This is a genomic window from Pseudomonas sp. NFPP12 (assembly GCF_900103205.1).
GTDB lineage: Bacteria > Pseudomonadota > Gammaproteobacteria > Pseudomonadales > Pseudomonadaceae > Aquipseudomonas > Aquipseudomonas protegens.
The window spans coordinates 693,577-712,206 of the sequence record NZ_FMWW01000002.1 but is presented as its reverse complement, the minus strand read 5'-3'; the positions used below and the strand labels follow the sequence as shown (position 1 = coordinate 712,206).

The 18,630-nt window shown below is 61.0% G+C and carries 21 protein-coding genes; 8 read left to right on the top strand and 13 right to left on the bottom strand.

Going from position 1 to position 18,630, the window contains the following annotated elements; genetic code table 11:
- The first annotated feature begins 51 nt into the window (after positions 1 to 51).
- On the top strand, positions 52 to 834 hold the full coding sequence (locus tag BLS75_RS10950) for a PhzF family phenazine biosynthesis protein (RefSeq protein ID WP_072450839.1): 783 nt from the start codon (positions 52 to 54) through the stop codon (positions 832 to 834).
- A gap of 76 nt (positions 835 to 910) precedes the next feature.
- Here the strand turns inward: BLS75_RS10950 and BLS75_RS10945 are convergent, their stop codons facing one another.
- The gene (locus BLS75_RS10945) at positions 911 to 2,020 is read right to left on the bottom strand and encodes an ABC transporter ATP-binding protein (protein WP_072450838.1); all 1,110 of its coding nucleotides are present in this window, start codon (positions 2,018 to 2,020) and stop codon (positions 911 to 913) included.
- Entirely contained in the window at positions 2,017 to 2,937 is a 921-nt protein-coding gene (gene argF, locus BLS75_RS10940; RefSeq protein ID WP_019096003.1) for an ornithine carbamoyltransferase, read from the bottom strand. Before argF ends, BLS75_RS10945 begins: the two co-directional genes overlap by 4 nt.
- Before the next feature lie 415 nt (positions 2,938 to 3,352).
- On the opposite strand from argF, the gene BLS75_RS10935 reads away from it, so the two are divergent.
- From BLS75_RS10935 to grxD, 3 genes are all read left to right on the top strand, one after another.
- Entirely contained in the window at positions 3,353 to 3,643 is a 291-nt protein-coding gene (locus BLS75_RS10935; protein ID WP_072450837.1) for a hypothetical protein, read from the top strand.
- Between the two features lie 135 nt (positions 3,644 to 3,778).
- On the top strand, positions 3,779 to 5,887 hold the full coding sequence (locus BLS75_RS10930) for a molybdopterin oxidoreductase family protein (protein WP_072450836.1): 2,109 nt from the start codon (positions 3,779 to 3,781) through the stop codon (positions 5,885 to 5,887).
- A gap of 96 nt (positions 5,888 to 5,983) precedes the next feature.
- Positions 5,984 to 6,322, top strand: a complete 339-nt coding sequence (gene grxD, locus BLS75_RS10925; protein ID WP_011063114.1) for a Grx4 family monothiol glutaredoxin — start codon at positions 5,984 to 5,986, stop codon at positions 6,320 to 6,322.
- 176 nt (positions 6,323 to 6,498) lie between these two features.
- Here grxD and bfr read toward each other — a convergent pair whose 3' ends face one another.
- Both bfr and BLS75_RS10915 read right to left on the bottom strand, forming a co-directional pair.
- Complete coding sequence (gene bfr, locus BLS75_RS10920) at positions 6,499 to 6,972, bottom strand: bacterioferritin (protein ID WP_011063113.1); 474 nt, start codon at positions 6,970 to 6,972, stop codon at positions 6,499 to 6,501.
- Between the two features lie 212 nt (positions 6,973 to 7,184).
- Complete coding sequence (locus BLS75_RS10915; protein ID WP_011063112.1) at positions 7,185 to 7,403, bottom strand: bacterioferritin-associated ferredoxin; 219 nt, start codon at positions 7,401 to 7,403, stop codon at positions 7,185 to 7,187.
- A 324-nt stretch (positions 7,404 to 7,727) separates the two neighbouring features.
- On the opposite strand from BLS75_RS10915, the gene BLS75_RS10910 reads away from it, so the two are divergent.
- On the top strand, positions 7,728 to 8,330 hold the full coding sequence (locus BLS75_RS10910; protein WP_007922432.1) for a peroxiredoxin: 603 nt from the start codon (positions 7,728 to 7,730) through the stop codon (positions 8,328 to 8,330).
- 70 nt (positions 8,331 to 8,400) lie between these two features.
- Here BLS75_RS10910 and rnt read toward each other — a convergent pair whose 3' ends face one another.
- Together rnt and pyrC are read right to left on the bottom strand one after the other, a co-directional pair.
- Positions 8,401 to 9,072, bottom strand: a complete 672-nt coding sequence (gene rnt, locus BLS75_RS10905; protein ID WP_011063110.1) for a ribonuclease T — start codon at positions 9,070 to 9,072, stop codon at positions 8,401 to 8,403.
- On the bottom strand, positions 9,069 to 10,115 hold the full coding sequence (gene pyrC, locus BLS75_RS10900) for a dihydroorotase (RefSeq protein WP_011063109.1): 1,047 nt from the start codon (positions 10,113 to 10,115) through the stop codon (positions 9,069 to 9,071). Before pyrC ends, rnt begins: the two co-directional genes overlap by 4 nt.
- A 156-nt stretch (positions 10,116 to 10,271) precedes the next feature.
- On the opposite strand from pyrC, the gene BLS75_RS10895 reads away from it, so the two are divergent.
- The 3 genes from BLS75_RS10895 (at position 10,272) to BLS75_RS10885 (ending at position 13,546) form a co-directional block, all read left to right on the top strand.
- Positions 10,272 to 11,186 (top strand): flagellar protein MotY, encoded by a 915-nt coding sequence (locus tag BLS75_RS10895; protein ID WP_072450835.1) that lies wholly within the window; start codon positions 10,272 to 10,274, stop codon positions 11,184 to 11,186.
- A gap of 129 nt (positions 11,187 to 11,315) precedes the next feature.
- On the top strand, positions 11,316 to 12,533 hold the full coding sequence (locus BLS75_RS10890) for an argininosuccinate synthase (protein ID WP_011063107.1): 1,218 nt from the start codon (positions 11,316 to 11,318) through the stop codon (positions 12,531 to 12,533).
- 386 nt (positions 12,534 to 12,919) lie between these two features.
- Positions 12,920 to 13,546, top strand: a complete 627-nt coding sequence (locus BLS75_RS10885; protein ID WP_011063106.1) for a response regulator transcription factor — start codon at positions 12,920 to 12,922, stop codon at positions 13,544 to 13,546.
- Positions 13,547 to 13,693: 147 nt separating this feature from the next.
- Here BLS75_RS10885 and BLS75_RS10880 read toward each other — a convergent pair whose 3' ends face one another.
- The 7 genes from BLS75_RS10880 to BLS75_RS10850 all read right to left on the bottom strand — a co-directional run bounded on the left by BLS75_RS10880 (position 13,694) and on the right by BLS75_RS10850 (position 18,586).
- On the bottom strand, positions 13,694 to 13,873 hold the full coding sequence (locus BLS75_RS10880) for a PA3496 family putative envelope integrity protein (protein WP_011063105.1): 180 nt from the start codon (positions 13,871 to 13,873) through the stop codon (positions 13,694 to 13,696).
- A gap of 107 nt (positions 13,874 to 13,980) precedes the next feature.
- Positions 13,981 to 14,619 carry an endonuclease III gene (gene nth / locus BLS75_RS10875; protein ID WP_015636814.1) on the bottom strand — a complete coding sequence of 213 codons (639 nt, stop codon included), beginning with the start codon at positions 14,617 to 14,619 and terminating at the stop codon, positions 13,981 to 13,983.
- 7 nt (positions 14,620 to 14,626) lie between these two features.
- Positions 14,627 to 15,223, bottom strand: coding sequence for an Rnf-Nqr domain containing protein (locus BLS75_RS10870; protein ID WP_072450834.1), 597 nt, complete (start codon positions 15,221 to 15,223; stop codon positions 14,627 to 14,629).
- Positions 15,216 to 15,827 carry an RnfABCDGE type electron transport complex subunit G gene (locus BLS75_RS10865; RefSeq protein WP_065365280.1) on the bottom strand — a complete coding sequence of 204 codons (612 nt, stop codon included), beginning with the start codon at positions 15,825 to 15,827 and terminating at the stop codon, positions 15,216 to 15,218. The genes BLS75_RS10870 and BLS75_RS10865 overlap by 8 nt, the downstream gene beginning before the upstream one ends.
- The gene (locus tag BLS75_RS10860) at positions 15,824 to 16,816 is read right to left on the bottom strand and encodes an RnfABCDGE type electron transport complex subunit D (protein WP_072450833.1); all 993 of its coding nucleotides are present in this window, start codon (positions 16,814 to 16,816) and stop codon (positions 15,824 to 15,826) included. Before BLS75_RS10860 ends, BLS75_RS10865 begins: the two co-directional genes overlap by 4 nt.
- On the bottom strand, positions 16,803 to 18,008 hold the full coding sequence (locus tag BLS75_RS10855) for an RnfABCDGE type electron transport complex subunit B (RefSeq protein ID WP_072450832.1): 1,206 nt from the start codon (positions 18,006 to 18,008) through the stop codon (positions 16,803 to 16,805). Before BLS75_RS10855 ends, BLS75_RS10860 begins: the two co-directional genes overlap by 14 nt.
- Positions 18,005 to 18,586, bottom strand: coding sequence for an Rnf-Nqr domain containing protein (locus BLS75_RS10850; RefSeq protein ID WP_072450990.1), 582 nt, complete (start codon positions 18,584 to 18,586; stop codon positions 18,005 to 18,007). The genes BLS75_RS10855 and BLS75_RS10850 overlap by 4 nt, the downstream gene beginning before the upstream one ends.
- Positions 18,587 to 18,630 lie beyond the last annotated feature (44 nt).

Here is an 18,630-nt window from a genome sequence, read left to right as displayed (position 1 = left end):
CGTTGGGGGCCAGGGCCCATGCTGGGGGCCAGTTATTCACGGAGAAGGGATATGCAGCTTGAGTTTCATCAGGTCGATGCGTTCAGCGAGCGCCCGTTCGCGGGTAATCCGGCCATGGTTTACCGGCTTGAGTCCTGGCTCGATGACAGGCTGATGCAGCAGATTGCTGCCGAGCACAATCTGGCAGAAACCGCTTTCGTGGTGCGTGAGGCCCAGGGCTGGCGGATTCGCTGGTTCACCCCGGTGACTGAAGTGCCGTTGTGCGGGCATGCAACCTTGGCCACTGCCTATGTGTTGTTCGAGGTTTATGGCCAGGCCGCGCAGCGTATCGACTTTCTCAGCCAGTCCGGGCCCCTGAGTGTCACCCGTGAAGAGGGCCTGTTGTGGCTGGATTTCCCGCTGCGCAGCCCGAGCAGCCAGGCAGGGCAGGAGGCGGTGGCGCAAGCGCTGGGGGTTGAGGTCGTCGAATTGCTGGGGGCCAACGAGCTATTGGCCGTGCTGGAGTCGGAGCAGGCGGTGCGTGAGTGCCGGCCGGATATGACGGCGCTGGCGAAACTGCCCTGGCCCGGGGTGATCGTGACTGCGCGTGGGGAGCAGCACGACTTTGTCTCGCGCTATTTTGCCCCTGCCATCGGTATCGATGAGGACCCGGTGACCGGATCTACCCATTGCTGCCTGGCGCCTTACTGGGCGCAGCGGTTGGATAAGCCGCAGTTGAGCGCCTACCAGTGCTCTGCCCGAGGTGGCGCGTTGTTTTGTCGTCTGGAAGGTGAGCGGGTGAAGATCGGTGGGCATGCCCGGCTGATTGCCAGTGGGCAGTTGCATCTGCAATGACTGTGCTGGGTGTTTCGCCGGCAAGCCGGCTCCTACAGTGCGCTGTCGTAGGAGCTGGCTTGCCAGCGAAGACGGCTCAATGCGCGCTGCTGTACCGGCGCACCCCTGAGTCGCTTTGCGGGATCTGCGCTGCGGTACTGCCCGAAGCCTGGAACAGCACCAGGTGTTCCGCCGCGACCCGGATACCCACGTCGGCGCCGACCTGATGATCGGCGTGGCTCGGGAAGATCGATTCCAGCTGGCTGCCAGTGGGCAGTTGCAGGCGATACAGGGTCGAGGCGCCGAGGAACGTCTTGCCCACGACGCGGGCTTTCAAGGCGCTGTCGGGGGCGTGGACGATGTCGTCCGGACGCAACAGCACATCCACCGCACCGCCGGTTGGCCAGGTGTAGGCACGGTTGCCCTGCAGCAAGCCGAGTTCGGTCTGTACCGATTCCGGGCTGCTCAACTGGCCGCGAATGAAGTAGCCCTGACCGATGAAGCTGGCGACGAAGGGCGTCTGGGGTTCGTGGTAGAGGTTGTACGGTGTGTCCCACTGTTCCAGGCGGCCTTCCTTGAATACCCCTACCTGATCGCTCACGGCAAAGGCTTCCTCCTGGTCGTGGGTGACCAGGATCGCACTGGTGCCACGGGCCTTGAGGATGTCACGCACCTCGTGGCTGAGCTTGCGCCGCAGTTCGCCGTCGAGGTTGGAGAAGGGCTCGTCGAGCAGCAGCAGTTGTGGTTCGGGAGCCAGGGCACGAGCCAGGGCCACACGTTGTTGCTGGCCGCCGGACAGTTCGTGGGGGAAGCGCTGGCCGAGGTACTTCAGGTTCACCAGCTCCAGCAGTTCGGCCACCACCCGCTCTTTCTGCGGGTGTTTGCGAATGCCGAAGGCAATGTTGTCGGCCACGCTCAGGTGCGGGAACAGGGCGTAGTCCTGGAACACCATGCCGATCCGGCGTTTCTCCGGCGCCAGGGTGAAACCGGCGCTGGAGATGGTCTCGCCCGCCAGCTGGATTTCCCCCTCATGCACCGGCTCGAACCCGGCGATGGCGCGCAGGGTGGTGGTCTTGCCGCAGCCGGATGAGCCCAGCAGGCAGCCGATATCCCCGGCATTGAGGTGCAGGTTGAGGTTCTGCACCACGCGTTGGTCCTGGTAGCCGCAAGCGAGGTTGCGCAGGTTCAGTAGCAAGGGCTGGCTCATGCGTGGTGGTACGCCGGCTCGACGAGGAATTCGAGCAGGGCCTTTTGTGCGTGGAGGCGGTTTTCCGCCTGGTCCCAGGCCACCGAACGCGGGTCGTCCAGCAGGTCGAGGCTGATTTCTTCACCGCGGTGGGCGGGCAGGCAATGCATGAACAGAACGTCCTCGGCGGCCAGGTCCAGCAGTGCACGGTTGACCTGGAAGGGAGCGAACAGTTGCAGGCGCTTGGCAGTCTCCTCTTCCTGGCCCATGGAGGTCCAGACATCGGTGCTCACCAGGTGGGCACCACGCACGGCTTCGCGAGGATCACGGACGATGGTCACGCGGTCGCCGGCCTGGGCTACGAAATCCGCGTTGGGCTCGTACCCTTCGGGGCAGGCGATGCGCAGTTGGAAGTCGAACTGGATGGCCGCTTCTATATAGCTATTGCACATGTTGTTGCCGTCGCCGATCCAGGCCACGGTCTTGCCCTGGATCGAGCCGCGATGCTCGAGGAACGTCTGCATGTCAGCCAGCAGTTGGCAGGGGTGCAGGTCATCGGACAGGCCGTTGATCACCGGTACGCGGGAGTTGGCCGCAAACTCGGTCAGGGTGCTGTGGGCAAAGGTGCGGATCATCACCGCATCGAGCATGCGCGACATGACGATGGCGCAGTCGCCGATGGGCTCGCCGCGCCCCAGTTGAGTGTCCCGTGGCGAAAGGAAGATGGCCTGGCCGCCCAGTTGGATCATGCCGGCTTCGAAGGACAGTCGGGTTCGGGTCGACGACTTCTCGAAAATCATGCCAAGCACACGATTTTTCAAGGGCTCGAAGAGTACGCCGCGGTTACGCAGGTCCTTCAGCTCGATGCCTCGACGAATCACACTGACCAGCTCTTCGGGCGTGCAATCCATCAGGGAGAGAAAGTGCCTTGCGCTCATCATTAACTACCTTTTTGCAACGGACCGCAGATTCTCAAAGCCTTGTTTAGTCGAACAACGGGCTGGACCTGCGGCGAAAGCCGCACGGGGCGACGAAATAGGGGAAGGCGCGATCTTATAATTAAATGTCGCGTCTTACCAATAGTAGTGCTACGGCGATTATGGGCATGAGAGGCCAGGACGCGAATGCGCTGGCACTTTTGAGACCAGTTTCCAGACAGCAGCCGGGCATTTGTACACTGCCCCGGCGCGCCTTGGCAATCGAGCGCGGCGCGGGTGATGCCCATGCAGTCGTTTTCTGACCTGGAGGGCGGGGGCTGCGTCCCGGATAATCCGCGGGCTGGCAGCCTGAAACATTTCCTAATGCAAAGTGCTGAGGTTATAAAGGCGAATCAGTGGCAGGGACGGGTGAACGATGGAATCCAGGGAGCAACAACTGATGACGCTCTTGGGGCTCACGGCCCGGGCACTCACCGACATGACAGCTTCGGTGACGGCGTTTTCCTTCGAGCTGCTGCGCAGTGAAGATCCGGTGACCCGAGCGGCCGCGCGCAAGATGATCGACCGGATGATGAGCCTCAGTGCAGGCCTGGACGAGCATTGGCGATTGCTCGCACAACTCTCGGGTGGCTATGGGGAGCGGGAGGCCGTGGATGCAACCGCCCACGTCTCAGCGGATGGGCCGCCACGGTTGCCCTCCAACTGAAGGCGCCGATCATGGCCGGGGCTGATGGCCGTGAATTCATGGGACGAACGTCACTGGTGTCCTGTCAGGGGAGCGCCCATAGTTTTTGCTTCCGGCAAGCGAATACGCTGCGCTCTCAAACAATAGAGACTGGCCATGACCAAGACTCTCCATCACCGTGCCTGCCACCTGTGTGAGGCCATCTGTGGCCTGACCCTGGAAATCACCGAAGAAGACGGCAGTGCTCCGCGCATCAGCTCGATCAAGGGCGATCCTCAGGACAGTTTCAGCCGCGGTCATATCTGCCCCAAGGCCGTGGCCTTGCAGGATATCCAGAATGACCCGGACCGCCTGCGCCAGCCGGTGCGCCGGGTTGGCAATGAGTGGCAACCGATCGAATGGGACGAGGCCTTTGCCCTGGTGGCCGAGCGGCTGGCGAGTATTCAGCAGCGTCATGGCAACAACGCGGTGGCGACCTACCAGGGCAATCCCAGCGTGCACAACTATGGGCTGATGACCCACAGCAACTACTTTCTCGGCCAGCTCAAGACGCGCAATCGCTTCTCGGCTACCTCGGTCGACCAATTGCCTCAGCACCTGACCAGCTACCTGATGTATGGCCACGGCTTGCTGTTGCCGATTCCGGATATCGATCACACCGATTTCATGTTGATTCTTGGCGGCAATCCCCTGGCGTCCAACGGCAGCATCATGACCGTTCCGGATGTGGAAAAGCGCTTGAAAGCGATCCAGGCCCGTGGCGGCAAGGTAGTGGTGGTCGATCCGCGGCGCAGCGAAACCGCGGCCATGGCCGACCAGCATCTGTTTGTCCGCCCGGGGGGCGATGTCGCGCTGCTGTTTGGCCTGCTCAACAGCATCTTCGAAGAGGGGCCGACCCGCGACAGCCACTTGCAGGTGGATGGGCTGGCCGAGGTGCGCCAGGCCATATCCCGGTTCACGGCGGAGGCCATGAGCCCCCTGTGCGCCATTGCGGCGCCACAGATCCGCCAACTGGCCAGGGATTTCGCCTCGGCCGACAGAGCGGTCTGCTACGGGCGCATGGGCGTCTCGACCCAGGCCTTCGGCACGCTGTGCCATTGGTTGCTGCAATTGCTCAACCTGGTCACCGGTAACCTCGACCGCGTGGGTGGCGCCTTGTGTACCAGCCCCGCGGTGGATCTGGTAGCGGCGACTTCGGGCGGCCACTTCAATGCCTGGCAGAGCCGGGTTTCCGGGCTTCCGGAATACGGCGGCGAGTTGCCGGTGTCGGCCCTGGCAGAAGAGATACTCACCGAAGGGGAGGGGCAGGTACGGGCGCTGATCACGGTGGCGGGCAACCCGGTGCTGTCCACGCCCAATGGCCGGCAGCTGGAGCAGGCGCTGGATGGCTTGGAGTTCATGCTCAGCATCGACCTGTACATCAACGAAACCACCCGCTATGCCGACTTGATCCTGCCGTCCACCTCGGCCCTGGAAAATGATCACTACGACACCACGTTCAATCTGTTCGCGGTGCGCAATGTCAGCCGTTTCAACCGGGCGATCCTGCCCAAGCCCGAAGGTGCACTGCACGACTGGGAGATCTTCGTCGGCCTGGCCAAGGTCTTTGCCGAGCGCACCGAAAGCTCGCTCAAGCCGACCATCGCGCCGGCGCAAATGATTGATATGGGGCTGCGTGCCGGGCCTTATGGCGACGCCTCGCCGTTCAAGCTGTCATTGGCGACGCTGGCCGAGTATCCCCATGGCATCGATCTGGGGCCGCTGCAGCCGAATCTGGCCGGGCGCCTGAAAACCGAAAACCGGCGGATCCAGGCTGCGCCGCCGGCGATCATGGCCGACCTGGAGCGTTTTGCGGCCCTGAAGGCGCCGCAGGAGGGGGAATTGTTGTTGATCGGCCGCAGGCATGTGCGCAGTAACAACTCCTGGATGCACAACTATCACCGCCTGGTGAAGGGCAAGCCTCGTCACCAACTGCTGATGCATCCGCAGGATCTGGCTCACCGGGGTTTGCAGGACGGTCAACGGGTACGCATCAGTTCACGGGTCGGTGCGGTGGAAGTCGAAGTGCTGGCCAGTGCCGAGATGATGCCGGGGGTGGTGAGCCTGCCCCATGGCTGGGGGCATGGGCGTCCGGGCGTGCAGATGAACATAGCCACGGAGCAGCCGGGTTGCAGCGCCAATGACCTGACCGACGAGCGCCAGCTCGATGTGCTGTCGGGAAATGCGGCGTTGAACGGGGTGCCGGTCAGGGTGCAGGCGGCCTGAGATGTCTGTCGGAGAGGCCGAGCAGGGTGCTCAGGATTCCGTTACAATGCGCCACCGTGCCGACAACAGAGTCGGAAAGTTCAGCCGAGGTGTTCCATGGATATCATCGAAACTATTAAAGAGCAGATTGCCAACAACACCATTCTGCTTTACATGAAAGGCTCGCCGAATGCCCCGCAGTGCGGCTTCTCTGCCAAAGCCGCTCAGGCCGTAATGGGCTGTGGTGAGAAGTTCGCTTACGTGGACATCCTGCAGAACCCGGAAATTCGCGCCAACCTGCCCAAGTACGCCAATTGGCCAACCTTCCCACAACTGTGGGTGGCCGGTGAGCTGGTCGGCGGCAGCGACATCATGGCTGAAATGTTCGCCAACGGTGAATTGCAGAGCCTGATCAAGGCCGCTGCCGAAAAAGCCGCTGCCAAGACCGAAGCGTAAAAGCGCGCCTGCTCGCGAGGGTTTCCGGGAGTCGACATGCTACTCGTGTGATTCTCGGAAACTTGCGGTAAGCACTCTGCTTCGGTTTGTTACGCGAACATATCCGCGTAATAAAAAAAGCCCCGCTCTCATAAGAGAAGCGGGGCTTTTTTATTCTTCGGGTATTACGAGTTGAGTTACTCGTCACCCATTTGCGATTGCAGATAGTTCTCGATACCCACTTTATCGATCAGGCCCAATTGGGTTTCCAGCCAGTCGATATGCTCTTCTTCGGATTCCAGAATATCTTCCAGCAGTTCACGGCTGCCGAAGTCACCAACCGATTCGCAATGGGCGATCGCGGCCTTGAGGTCGGCATGGCCGGTGCGCTCGATACGCAGGTCGCATTCGAGCATTTCCTTGGTGTGCTCACCAATATGCAACTTGCCCAGGTCCTGGACGTTGGGCAGGCCTTCGAGGAAGAGGATGCGCTTGATCAGCTTGTCCGCATGCTTCATCTCGTCGATGGACTCGTGGTACTCGTGCTTGCCCAGCTTGTTCAGGCCCCAGTCTTCATACATGCGCGCATGCAGGAAGTACTGATTGATCGCGACCAGTTCATTGGCAAGGATTTTATTGAGATGCTGGATGACTGTAATGTCGCCTTTCATGATGGGGTCCTGCCCTGTATTTAGTGGAACATGGGCAGAGTCTGAGCTGCATGAACATTACTGTCAAACCTAAGTTATTGAATAATATATGAAAATTAATCGGAATAAGAATGTTTGTGTTCCGCGTTTTGTCTCTAAGCGATTGAATTACAGGCATAAAAAAACCGGACGCCAGGTCCGGTTGTTTGTAACGCCGCTAATTATTGATTAAATCAGGCGACATTAAATTCCACAGGGTAGGGGATTGCCGCTTGGCTGCTCTGCAATTCGGTCAGGGTTTCGCGAACCACTTGCTTGGCCAGGCAGGCACATTTGCCGCACTGGCTGGCAACGCCGGTGGCCTGGCGTACTTCGCGGTAGCTGCAGCAACCTTCGTAGATCGCTTCGCGAATTTGTCCGTCGGTGACACCGGTGCAGAGGCAGACATACATAAGATGAGAACCGTCGCTGGTTAGGGCTCAATTGCGATGGATCTTAATGTTAACGAGAATGATTGTCAAAGTTGTTTCGACGCCCTTTGTTGCTGATTCTTGCTTGAGTGACGAACGGCTTTTCTTGGCATTAATGACAGATCATTAGCATTTTTCGCGTTGGAGGCCGGCCAGAGGAAAAACCACTAAGGACAGCTTAAAAACGCCGTGTATGATGGTCGGTCCTTGCGAAGAGGGCGCACGTCACGGGGCTGTCGCATCAGCATGGCAGGCTCGGGGCCAACCCTTCTTCTTCATTACTACGTCCACACCAGGAGATATCCAATGAGCGTACTCGTAGGCAAACAAGCCCCTGACTTCACCGTTCCGGCCGTTCTCGGCAATGGCGAAATCGTCGACAGCTTCACCCTGTCCTCGGCCATCAAAGGCAAATACGGCCTGGTGTTCTTCTACCCACTGGACTTCACCTTCGTGTGCCCGTCCGAGCTGATCGCTCTGGATCACCGCATGGCCGACTTCAAGGCACGCAACGTTGAAGTGATCGCTGTGTCCATCGACTCGCACTTCACTCACAACGCCTGGCGTAACACCCCGATCAATGCCGGCGGCATCGGTCAGGTTCAATACATCATGGCTGCTGACATGAAGCACGACATCGCCAAGGCCTACGACGTTGAGTCCGAAGGCGGCGTGGCTTTCCGTGGCGCGTTCCTGATCGACGACAAAGGCGTTGTCCGCTCGCAGATCGTCAACGACCTGCCACTGGGCCGCAACATGGAAGAGCTGATCCGTCTGGTCGACGCTCTGCAGTTCCACGAAGAGCACGGCGAAGTCTGCCCTGCCAACTGGAAGAAAGGCGACAAGGGCATGACCGCTTCGCCAGAAGGCGTTGCTGCTTACCTGAGCGAGAACGCCGGCAAGCTGTAAGGCTTGGCGTCACGCATAAAAAAACCGGCCTTAGGGCCGGTTTTTTTATGGGGCAAAGGAAAGCGACTATTCAGTCGTCGAAATCCTGCCAGCCGCCCATCTGTTTCCAGCGGTTGACGATGCCGCAGAACAGCTCGGCGGTCTTCTCGGTGTCGTAGCGAGCCGAGTGGGCCTCGCGACCGTCGAAGTCGATGTCTGCGCTCTGACAGGCCTTGGCCAGCACGGTCTGGCCATATGCCAGGCCAGCCAGAGTGGCGGTATCGAAGCTGGAGAACGGGTGGAACGGATTGCGCTTCATGTCCAGGCGCGCCACGGCGGCATTCAGGAAGCCCAGGTCGAAGCTGCTGTTGTGGCCTACCAGGATGGCGCGCTTGCAGCCATTGGCCTTCAGCGCCTTGCGCACCCCGCGGAAAATATCGGTGAGGGCGGTTTCTTCGCTCACAGCCATGCGCAGGGGATGATCAAGCTTGATCCCGGTGAATTCCAGGGCTGCAGCTTCGATGTTCGCGCCTTCGAAAGGCTCGACCCGGAAGAAGTAGGTGTGTTCGGGGAACACGAAGCCTTTTTCGTCCATGCCGATGGTGGTTGCGGCAATTTCCAGCAGGGCGTCGGTGGCCGAGTTGAAGCCACCGGTTTCAACATCGACGACTACCGGCAGGTAACCGCGAAAGCGTGCCGCCATCGGATGGCGAGGACCGCCGCTGCTACCTTCTTGTTCGTCGTCGAAATGGTCGTCACTCACGAGTGATCCTCCAGCAGGCGCCAGCGCAGTTTTTCACCGGCGCGCAGCGGAATGACAGTCAGCTCGCCAAACGGCAGGCTGGCAGGAGCGGTCCATTCTTCACGGACCAGGGTGATGCTGTCGGTGTTGGCCGGCAGGCCGTAGAAGCGCGGGCCGTTGAGGCTGGCGAAAGCTTCCAGCTGATCCAGGGCATTGCGTTGTTCGAACGCTTCGGCGTACAGCTCGATGGCGGCGTAGGCGCTGTAGCAGCCGGCGCAACCGCAAGCGGCTTCCTTGGCGTGCTGGGCGTGAGGTGCCGAGTCGGTGCCGAGGAAGAACTTCGCGTTGCCGCTGGTGGCCGCATCCAGCAGGGCTTCCTGGTGGGTGTTGCGCTTGAGGATCGGCAGGCAATAGAAGTGCGGACGAATACCGCCCACCAGCATGTGGTTGCGGTTGTACAGCAGGTGATGCGCGGTGATGGTGGCGCCGACGTTAGCCGAAGCCTCCTTGACGAACTGCACGGCTTCAGCGGTGGTGATGTGTTCGAACACCACTTTCAGGCTGGGGAAGCGTTCAACCACACGCCGCATGTGCTCGTCGATGAAGATCTTCTCGCGGTCGAAGACGTCGACGTCGCCGCGGGTTACCTCGCCGTGGATCAACAGCGGCAGGCCGACTTCGGCCATGGCTTCAAGCACCGGGAAAATCTTGTCGATGCTGGTCACGCCCGAATCCGAGTTGGTGGTCGCGCCGGCCGGGTACAGCTTGGCGGCGTGGACGAAACCGCAGGCCTTGGCCGCGCGGATTTCCTCCGGCTGGGTACGGTCGGTCAGGTAGAGCACCATCAGTGGCTCGAAGCGGCTGCCGGCCGGGCGCGCAGCTAGAATGCGCTGGCGATAGGCGTCGGCTTCCGCGGCGTTGCGCACCGGAGGTACCAGGTTGGGCATGATGATGGCGCGGCCAAAGGTGCGCGCGACATCTGCGACTGTATTGGGCAACACGGCCCCATCGCGAAGATGAATATGCCAGTCGTCGGGACGCAGCAGGGTCAGGCGGTCGGACATTGGAGGTTCCAGGCGGGTAAAACTCGGGGGAATGCTACCGGAAAAGACTCTTCCAGGCACTCGCTATCAAGTTTTGCGACGAGCAACCGATATCCCGAAGGTATGGCGTATTAACGCCTGTCGATTTTTCTGTTGTACACGTCAGTGGAGCCTCCCGTGCGCCAGCGTTATCTAGCCTTGCTCAGTGTGTTTGCCAGCCTGCCTGCGATGGCTCTCACTTTCCAGACTCGCCTGGAGAGCATTGAGTGGACGGTCGAAGGTGACAAGTTCGAGTGCCGCCTGATCCAACCGGTTACCGATTTCGGTTCCGGCGAATTCGTTCGTCGCGCCGGCGAGCAGGCGATTTTCCGCCTCAAGAGTTTCAACCCCATGCAGGCCGGTGGTTCCGCGACCCTGCTTGCGGCCGCCGCCCCCTGGCAGCCGGGGCGTGGCGACATCAACCTCGGGGCGGTCAAGGCCGGTACCGATGGGGTGCTGTTCAACAGCAACCAGATGCAGGCCGGACGTCTGATCGTCGGTTTGCTGGAGGGGCGCAGCCCGGTGGTCCGGCACTTCTCCCGCGAAGGCGGAGTGTCCGAGGTGCGCCTGTTGCCGGTGAAGTTCAGCAAGGCCTATGGCGACTATCAAAGCTGCATGGCCAAGCTGTTGCCGATGAACTATGAACAGGTCAAGCAGGCCGAGATCGGTTTCCCCGGGGGGGGCATCGACTTGGACGCCCGGGCCAAGGCCAAGCTGCAAGTGATGGTGGACTTCATCAAGGCCGACCCCACGGTCAATCATGTCGAATTGGACGGGCACTCTGATAACAGTGGCAACCGCCTGACCAACCGTGACCTGTCGCGCCGTCGTGCGCTGGCGGTCATGGAGTTCTTCAAGGCCAATGGCCTGGCGGAAAACCAGATCGTGGTGCGCTTCCATGGCGAGCGCTATCCCCTGGCCCCCAACACCAATGCGGCCAACCGGGCGAAGAACCGGCGGGTCAATGTGCATCTGGAACGGGTCGCTCCTGTCGAAAAGCCGGCCCCAGCGCCTCAGGCGGCTTCCGGATCCAGCGCAGCGGCGACTTCCTGATACGGCTGTCGTCGTCGCTCGCTCGACATAATCTGTCGCTTGGTCGTCATAAGCTGTCGCGCCTCTGTAAATTATCCGCGTGGATCGGTAGACTTGGCGGCTTTCCGTACAACCCCGTGGAGTGATGGCATGGCGGACGTTAACAAGGTCGTTCTGGCGTATTCGGGCGGCCTGGACACTTCGGTGATCCTCAAGTGGCTGCAGGATACTTACAACTGTGAAGTAGTGACTTTCACTGCTGACCTGGGCCAAGGCGAAGAGGTCGAGCCGGCCCGCGCCAAGGCGCAAGCCATGGGCGTCAAAGAGATCTACATCGACGATCTGCGCGAAGAGTTCGTGCGTGATTTCGTCTTCCCGATGTTCCGCGCCAACACCGTCTACGAAGGCGAGTACCTGCTGGGTACTTCCATCGCTCGTCCGTTGATCGCCAAGCGCCTGATCGAAATCGCCAACGAAACCGGCGCCGACGCCATTTCCCATGGCGCCACCGGCAAGGGCAACGATCAGGTGCGTTTCGAACTGGGCGCCTACGCCCTCAAGCCGGGTGTGAAGGTGATTGCCCCTTGGCGCGAGTGGGACCTGCTGTCCCGCGAGAAGCTGATGGACTACGCCGAGAAGCACGGGATCCCGATCGAGCGTCACGGCAAGAAGAAATCCCCGTACTCGATGGATGCCAACCTGCTGCACATCTCCTATGAAGGTGGCGTGCTGGAAGACACCTGGACCGAGCACGAAGAAGACATGTGGCGCTGGACTGTCTCCCCGGAGAAGGCCCCAGATACCCCGCAATACCTGGAACTGACCTACCGCAACGGCGATATCGTGGCACTGGACGGCGTCGAGATGACCCCGGCCACCGTGCTGGCGACCCTGAACCGCATTGGTGGCGAACACGGTATCGGTCGTCTGGACATCGTCGAGAACCGTTACGTGGGCATGAAGTCCCGCGGCTGCTACGAGACTCCTGGCGGCACCATCATGCTGCGTGCCCACCGCGCCATCGAGTCCATCACCCTGGACCGCGAAGTGGCTCACCTCAAAGACGAGCTGATGCCCAAGTACGCCAGCCTGATCTACACCGGCTACTGGTGGAGCCCTGAGCGTCTGATGCTGCAACAGATGATCGACGCCTCCCAGGCCCACGTGAATGGCGTGGTACGCCTGAAGCTGTACAAGGGCAACGTGATCGTGACCGGTCGCAAGTCTGACGAGTCGCTGTTCGACGCCAACATCGCTACCTTCGAAGAGGACGGCGGTGCCTACAACCAGGCGGACGCAGCTGGCTTCATCAAGCTCAACGCCCTGCGCATGCGCATTGCCGCGAACAAGGGTCGGACCCTGGTCTGATGCTTTGAGTGGTTGAAGAAAGCCCCGCGATAAGCGGGGCTTTTTTTTGCCCGGGCTAATTGCAGTGAGCGTCGGGGCCTAATTCAGATCAGCAAATGTCTGTTGGGCAAGGTGAGCCACTTCTTGATGGGCGAAGTACCAAGTACCGCTACTGAGAGTGCTTGTAGGTTGGAGTTTTATTAGTACGAAAAGTAGCTGATTTGACGATTGATCCTAGGCGGTTTGGATATTGAACCACTTTTATCTAGGTCGTTTTGTAAGGCAATTCGGTATTGTTTGTAAGGATCGTCCTCGTAAGGTCGTAGCCCTCTGTAGCACGGTGTCAGAGTCAATTCTCTGGGGTATTGTGCGGGCTCTAAAAAAACTCTCAGGACTGAGATGGACCTATGAAAAGAGTATTGATCGTGGATGATCACCCTGTTGTCCGTTTGGCTGTGCGCATGTTGATGGAGCGCCATGGCCTTGAAGTAGTAGCGGAAGCAGATAACGGCACGGATGCATTGAAGTTGGCTCTTGAATATGTTCCAGACATCTTGATTCTGGATATTGGAATTCCGCAACTTGATGGGCTCGAAGTTATAAACCGGCTGATGTCCAGAGGTATGTCGATCAAGATTCTGGTATTGACCCTGCAAGTTCCGGGGCCTTTCTCCATGCGCTGCATGCAGGCCGGTGCTGCCGGTTATGTGTGCAAGCAGCAGGACATCACCGAGTTGTTGAGTGCCGTGCGTGCGGTGCTGGCGGGATACAGCTACTTCCCCAACGAGGCCTTGCATACTTTTCGCTCAAGCCAGGGCATCAGCAGTGAGCAGCAGATGATCGAGCTGCTTTCAGGGCGCGAATTGATCGTATTGAAACAACTCACCAACGGCATGAGTAACAAGGAAATTGCCGAGGGGTTGTGCTTGAGCAACAAGACCATCAGTACCTACAAGCGCCGGCTACTGGCCAAGCTCAATGCTCGTTCACTGGTTGATCTGATCGAGTTCGCTCAACGGCATCGGTTGATATGAGCCTTTAGAGCACATGCGCATTGAGACGGTGTTGCTGGATGGGTTCGCTTGAGTGCCGACGCAGCCGGTCAGTCGGGGAGGCTGACCGGCCAGATTAGCGGCTGGGCACAGGTACAAAAAAACCTCCATGGGGAGGTTCTTTTGTGACTAGAGGTCAAAGTCGTAATCGGCCAACTGTTTTTGCAGGCGCCGTTCCTCGAGGAGATTGTCGATGGTCCGGCGCTTGCTCAGATTGGTTTTCGCCACTTCGACCACCGGTTCTGCGTCATCTGTTTCAGCTGCGACGAAATCGTCTTCTACGTCCAGTTGTTCTTTGCCAGTACTCATAAGGTCGACTCCAGGCTAGGACTGCCATTGGCGCTCCTTATATCGATATTCTCCTGGCGGGTAAAAAAGATTTTTTCAATCGATCTATCGGCAAAATCAATGCTTGCTCAATCGTCGGAAGTCTTTTGCTTGTATTCGCACAGGTCTTCGATTCGACAGCTGCCACAGCGTGGCTTGCGTGCCAGGCAAACGTAGCGGCCGTGGAGGATCAGCCAGTGATGGGAGTCCAGCAGAAACTCCTTGGGCACGAACTTCATGAGTTTCTTTTCGACCTCGACCACGTTCTTTCCCGGGGCCAGCCCGGTTCGGTTGCTGACCCGGAAGATATGGGTGTCCACCGCCATGGTCAGTTGCCGGAAAGCGGTGTTGAGGACCACGTTGGCGGTCTTGCGGCCCACCCCGGGCAGAGCCTCCAGCTCTTCCCGGGTCTGTGGCACTTCGCTGTTATGGCGTTCCACCAGCAGGCGGCAGGTCTCGATGACGTTCTTGGCCTTGCTGTTGTACAGGCCGATGGTCTTGATGTATTCGGACAGGCCTTCGACACCCAGGGCGTAGATTGCCGCTGGGGTATTGGCTACGGGGAAGAGCCTGGCAGTCGCCTTGTTGACCCCGACGTCGGTCGATTGCGCCGAGAGAATCACCGCGATCAGCAGCTCGAACGGCGAGGAATAGGCCAGCTCGGTTTTCGGTTCGGGGTTGTCTTCGTGTAGCCGGCGAAAGATTTCCAGGCGTTTGGCGGCATTCATGGGTGATTCATTTCCTCGAAGGCGGTCGGTTTAAGGTCCAGGAGCCGGCCCAGGCTCGTTTTGCGGCCAGCAGTGCACCCAGCAGGATAAAACCGCCGGGGGCGAGGGTCAGCAGGCGTAGCCCCCCATGTGGCAGCACGACCCAGCCGTTGCCTGCATCCGACTGGCCGACAAGCCAGCCCAGATGGCTGCCCAGCGTACCAGCGCCCAGCAGCTCGCGCAGGGCACCCAGGCCGATCAGGGCCACACAGAAAGCGCCGGTCAGGCGCAGTCGGTTGCGGTGCTGGAAGAAGCCCGCCTGTTCCAGTACCACGCATTGCAGGGGCAGCAGGCCCAGGTACAGGCTCAATTGCTGGTGCAGCTCATAACTCCAGGCCTGCAGCGCCAGCCACAGGCAACTGCCGAGGCTGGCGCTGAGCAGCAGGCTGGCCAGCCAGTGGTGGCGGGCCTCGATGGGCGGACGCAGCAAGCGCATGCCGGCGCCGTAGAGGCCGATCAGCAATACCCAGGCCAGGGCCAGGCCGATTGCCTTGACCCAGGAGTCCGTAGCCCCGATCAGGGGTGGCAGCATCAGCAGCCCCGGCAATGACAACGGCTTATTCATGAGGCGTTCCAGGGAGCAGTTGTCCGCGGTGTTCGTCGAAGTAGCGCAAGGCATCATGCAAGGCACTGATCACCGCACGGGAAGTGATGGTGGCGCCGGCAATCTGATCGAACTGCCCGTTGTCCTTTTTCAAGGCCCAGGCGCTGTCGCCCGGATCATTGCGGGATTTTCCTGAAAACCCCTGGAGCCAGGCATTGGGCCAGCTGGCGATACGTGCTCCCAGCCCCGGAGTCTCATCCTGCCGGAGGGTCTTGCTGCCCAGCAGGCGCCCCTGGCTGTCGATAGCGATCAGCAACTCGATGGGGCCGGCGTAGCCTGTGACCTGGCTGCGCAGCAGTACGGCGCTGGGCCGGCCATTGCGGGTGGCCAGGTAGCCATCGAGCAGGCGACTGTTGCTCAGTTGCCCATCGGCCAAGGGCAATGGCTGGTCCAGAGGCTGGTTGTCATAGCTGCCGGCGGGCAGCACATCCAACAGCTTGCGTGCCTGCAAGGCCCGTTGTTCGGCTTCTATGCGTGGAGTGGCGGCATATTGCAGCCACAGGGTGGCACCGATGCCCAGGGAGCCGAGCAGCATCAGCAGCAACAGGCTGCGAGCCCCTTTCATGATGGGCGCTCCAGCGGTTTTTCGGAGCTCAGGCGCTCCAGGGCCGGTACCGCCAGGTTCATCAGCAGCACGGCGAATGCGAGCCCGTCGGGGTAGCCACCCCAGCTGCGGATCAGGTAGGTGAGCAGGCCAACGCCAACGCCAAACAGCAGGCGCGCCTTGGCGGCCTTGGGGCCGGACACCGGCTCGGTGACGATAAAGAACGCACCGAGCATGCTGGCGCCGCTGAACAAATGGAACAGCGGCGAACCGTGGGAGTCGGAGCCGCTGCCGTTCCAGCACAGTAGGCTGATCAGCAGCAGGCTGCCAAGCATGCCCACGGGCGCCTGCCAGCCGATGACCCGTTGTTGCAGCAGAAACAGGCCGCCAGCCAGAAATCCGAGGTTGACCCATTCGGCACCACGGCCGCCGAAGTGACCGAAGGCGGGGTTGCCGGCAAAGAGTTCATCGACGGTCAGGCTCTTGTTGATCCGCAGGCTGTCCAGCGCCGTGGCCTGGGCCCAGGCGTCCGGGGGCGAGTTGCCTCCCAGGCCGAATACCTGTTGCAGCCCGCCGAGCAGGTCCAGGGCATGGGGCGCGGGCCAGTGAGTCATGGATGGCGGGAAGCACAGCAGGGCCAGCGCATAGCCCAGCATGGCCGGGTTGAAGGGGTTCTGGCCGACACCGCCGTACACCTGCTTGCCCAAGAGCACGGCGCTGGCGGCAGCGCTCAGCGGCAGCCACCAGGGGCAATAGGGTGGCAGGGCCAGGGCCAACAAGGTGGCACTGACCAACGCGCTGCCATCGCTGAGGGCAGGTTGCAGCGGACGCCGCCGCAGGAACAGCACCAAGGCTTCCATGGCCAGGGCCCCACTGGCTGCCAGCAGTAGATTCAGCAGCGGCCCCCAGGCATACAACCACAGCAGTACCAGCAGCCCTGGCAGCGCGGCCAGCAGCACGCGCTGCATGGCCTGGCGCAGGCGCGGGTCGACTGTTTCAGGGCACGTCATGGGCGTTTACCTGGCGCTCGGCTTCGCTCAGGCGGGCTTGGGCCTGGGCCAGTTGTTCGCTGCTGGTATCGGTCTGGCGTTGCAGTTTGCTCAGTTCGGCTCGGGCGTAGGCCAGTTCGGTCTTCAGTTGTCGCAGTTGTGGGGCGATCGGGCGTTTCTCGATCCGCTCCAGTACTGGAGCCGGTTTGCCACTGGCGTCTTCCGCGGCGTGCAGCGCCTGTTCGGCCGCCGCCAGGGCCGCGGCCAGGGTTTGCAGTTCGGCTTCGGGGGCTGCTGCGGCCTGGGCCTTTTTCAGTTCGGCGCGGCGCATCGCCAACTGGATCTTGGCTCGCTTTAGGTCGGCATCCCGGGCCACCGGCGCGGTCGGTGTAGGCGCCTGGGCTTCCAGTTGGGCCAGTGCCTGCTCGGCCACTTCGAACTGGCGCTGCAGGACGATCAACTGCGATTGCTGCTCGAAGGTCGGTGGATGACCGAAGGCCTTGAGGGATTTGTGCAATTGGGCGCGACTCATGGCCAGCTCGATCTTGGCCTTTTTCAAGGCAGCATCGGCCGCCGCGGCTTTCTGTGCGCGGACCCGCTCGATAGCCGACTGAACCGGATCCTGGCTGGCGTCGCTGGCCTGGGTGGCGCGCTGGGCCCTGGCCTGACGTTCGGCCAGGCGCCGGGCCTCTTCGCGCTGCAAGCGATCATTGCGCTGCTCGAAGCGGCGCCGGGCGTGATCGCGTTTGGCGGTGCGAGCCTGCAGCTGCTCGGGGCTGCTGGCCAGGCCGCCGACAATGGGCAGCACTCGGGCCATGGGCAACGGCAGCATGTCGATGCAATCCACCGGGCAGGGCGCCACACAGAGGTCGCAGCCGGTGCATTCGTCGATCAATACGCTGTGCATGAGCTTCGCCGCGCCGACGATGGCGTCCACCGGGCAGGCCTGGATGCACTTGGTGCAGCCGATGCATTCGGCCTCGCGGATATGGGCGATCTGCGCCGGGGCTTCGCCACGGCTGTGGTCCAGTTCTACCACCGGCAGCTGGAGCAGTTGTGCCAGGCCGGCGATGGTTTCCTGGCCCCCTGGCGGACACTTGTTGATGGCCTCGCCACTGGCGATGCCCTGGGCGTAGGGTTTGCATCCGGCGTGGCCGCACTTGCCGCATTGGGTCTGGGGCAAAAGGGCGTCGATGCGTTGAATCAGACTCATGTCTTGAGCAGTCCGTTGAAGCCGAAAAACGCCACTGCCAGTAGGCCGGCGCTGATCAGGTCGATCGGCAGGCCTTGCCAGGGCAGGGGAATATCGTTGGTGGAAATACGCTGGCGCAGGTCATTGAACAGGCACAGTACCAACCAGAAGCCCAGCCCGGCACCCAGGCTCATGGCGCCGAGGGTCGCCAGCCCGAGGTTTTCCCCGCTGGCGATCAACAGCAGGCCGAGCATCCCGGCATTGGCCAGCAACAAGGGCCAGAGGCCATCGAATGGCAAGCCGGGCAGGGCCCGGGGCAGCCAGTGTAGCGTCGGCCTGATCAGCAGCACGCTCAGGGACAGCCAGGTAAACAGCTGCAAGGACTGCAGCCCCGAGGGCACCAGCACGCCACGATAGAGGACATGGCCGAGTACGCAACTGACCAGTATCAAGACCGTCGTTGCCAGGCCCAGCGCATGGATCCGAAGCCGAGCGCCATCGGCTGGGGCCTGCAGCAGCGGGTCGACGCCCAGCGGCCACTGCAACACGAAGTTGTTGATCAGGGCAGTGCTGACAAGGGCGAGGAGGAAGTCGGTCATGGTCGGGGCCGGTACGGGCAGGCTGTCCTTCAAGAGTAGGCAAA

What these genes read in the sequence shown, in the direction of transcription:
- BLS75_RS10930 (WP_072450836.1), top strand. Translation starts at nt 3,779, where the DNA reads ATGACCAAGACTCTCCATCACCGTGCCTGCCACCTGTGTGAGGCCATC.
- BLS75_RS10935 (WP_072450837.1), top strand. Translation starts at nt 3,353, where the DNA reads ATGGAATCCAGGGAGCAACAACTGATGACGCTCTTGGGGCTCACGGCC.
- BLS75_RS10865 (WP_065365280.1), bottom strand. Translation starts at nt 15,827, where the DNA reads ATGAAAGGGGCTCGCAGCCTGTTGCTGCTGATGCTGCTCGGCTCCCTG.
- BLS75_RS10910 (WP_007922432.1), top strand. Translation starts at nt 7,728, where the DNA reads ATGAGCGTACTCGTAGGCAAACAAGCCCCTGACTTCACCGTTCCGGCC.
- grxD (WP_011063114.1), top strand. Translation starts at nt 5,984, where the DNA reads ATGGATATCATCGAAACTATTAAAGAGCAGATTGCCAACAACACCATT.
- nth (WP_015636814.1), bottom strand. Translation starts at nt 14,619, where the DNA reads ATGAATGCCGCCAAACGCCTGGAAATCTTTCGCCGGCTACACGAAGAC.
- BLS75_RS10855 (WP_072450832.1), bottom strand. Translation starts at nt 18,008, where the DNA reads ATGAGTCTGATTCAACGCATCGACGCCCTTTTGCCCCAGACCCAATGC.
- BLS75_RS10945 (WP_072450838.1), bottom strand. Translation starts at nt 2,020, where the DNA reads ATGAGCCAGCCCTTGCTACTGAACCTGCGCAACCTCGCTTGCGGCTAC.
- BLS75_RS10870 (WP_072450834.1), bottom strand. Translation starts at nt 15,223, where the DNA reads ATGAATAAGCCGTTGTCATTGCCGGGGCTGCTGATGCTGCCACCCCTG.
- BLS75_RS10890 (WP_011063107.1), top strand. Translation starts at nt 11,316, where the DNA reads ATGGCGGACGTTAACAAGGTCGTTCTGGCGTATTCGGGCGGCCTGGAC.
- argF (WP_019096003.1), bottom strand. Translation starts at nt 2,937, where the DNA reads ATGAGCGCAAGGCACTTTCTCTCCCTGATGGATTGCACGCCCGAAGAG.
- BLS75_RS10885 (WP_011063106.1), top strand. Translation starts at nt 12,920, where the DNA reads ATGAAAAGAGTATTGATCGTGGATGATCACCCTGTTGTCCGTTTGGCT.
- BLS75_RS10950 (WP_072450839.1), top strand. Translation starts at nt 52, where the DNA reads ATGCAGCTTGAGTTTCATCAGGTCGATGCGTTCAGCGAGCGCCCGTTC.
- BLS75_RS10915 (WP_011063112.1), bottom strand. Translation starts at nt 7,403, where the DNA reads ATGTATGTCTGCCTCTGCACCGGTGTCACCGACGGACAAATTCGCGAA.
- pyrC (WP_011063109.1), bottom strand. Translation starts at nt 10,115, where the DNA reads ATGTCCGACCGCCTGACCCTGCTGCGTCCCGACGACTGGCATATTCAT.
- bfr (WP_011063113.1), bottom strand. Translation starts at nt 6,972, where the DNA reads ATGAAAGGCGACATTACAGTCATCCAGCATCTCAATAAAATCCTTGCC.
- BLS75_RS10880 (WP_011063105.1), bottom strand. Translation starts at nt 13,873, where the DNA reads ATGAGTACTGGCAAAGAACAACTGGACGTAGAAGACGATTTCGTCGCA.
- BLS75_RS10860 (WP_072450833.1), bottom strand. Translation starts at nt 16,816, where the DNA reads ATGACGTGCCCTGAAACAGTCGACCCGCGCCTGCGCCAGGCCATGCAG.
- BLS75_RS10850 (WP_072450990.1), bottom strand. Translation starts at nt 18,586, where the DNA reads ATGACCGACTTCCTCCTCGCCCTTGTCAGCACTGCCCTGATCAACAAC.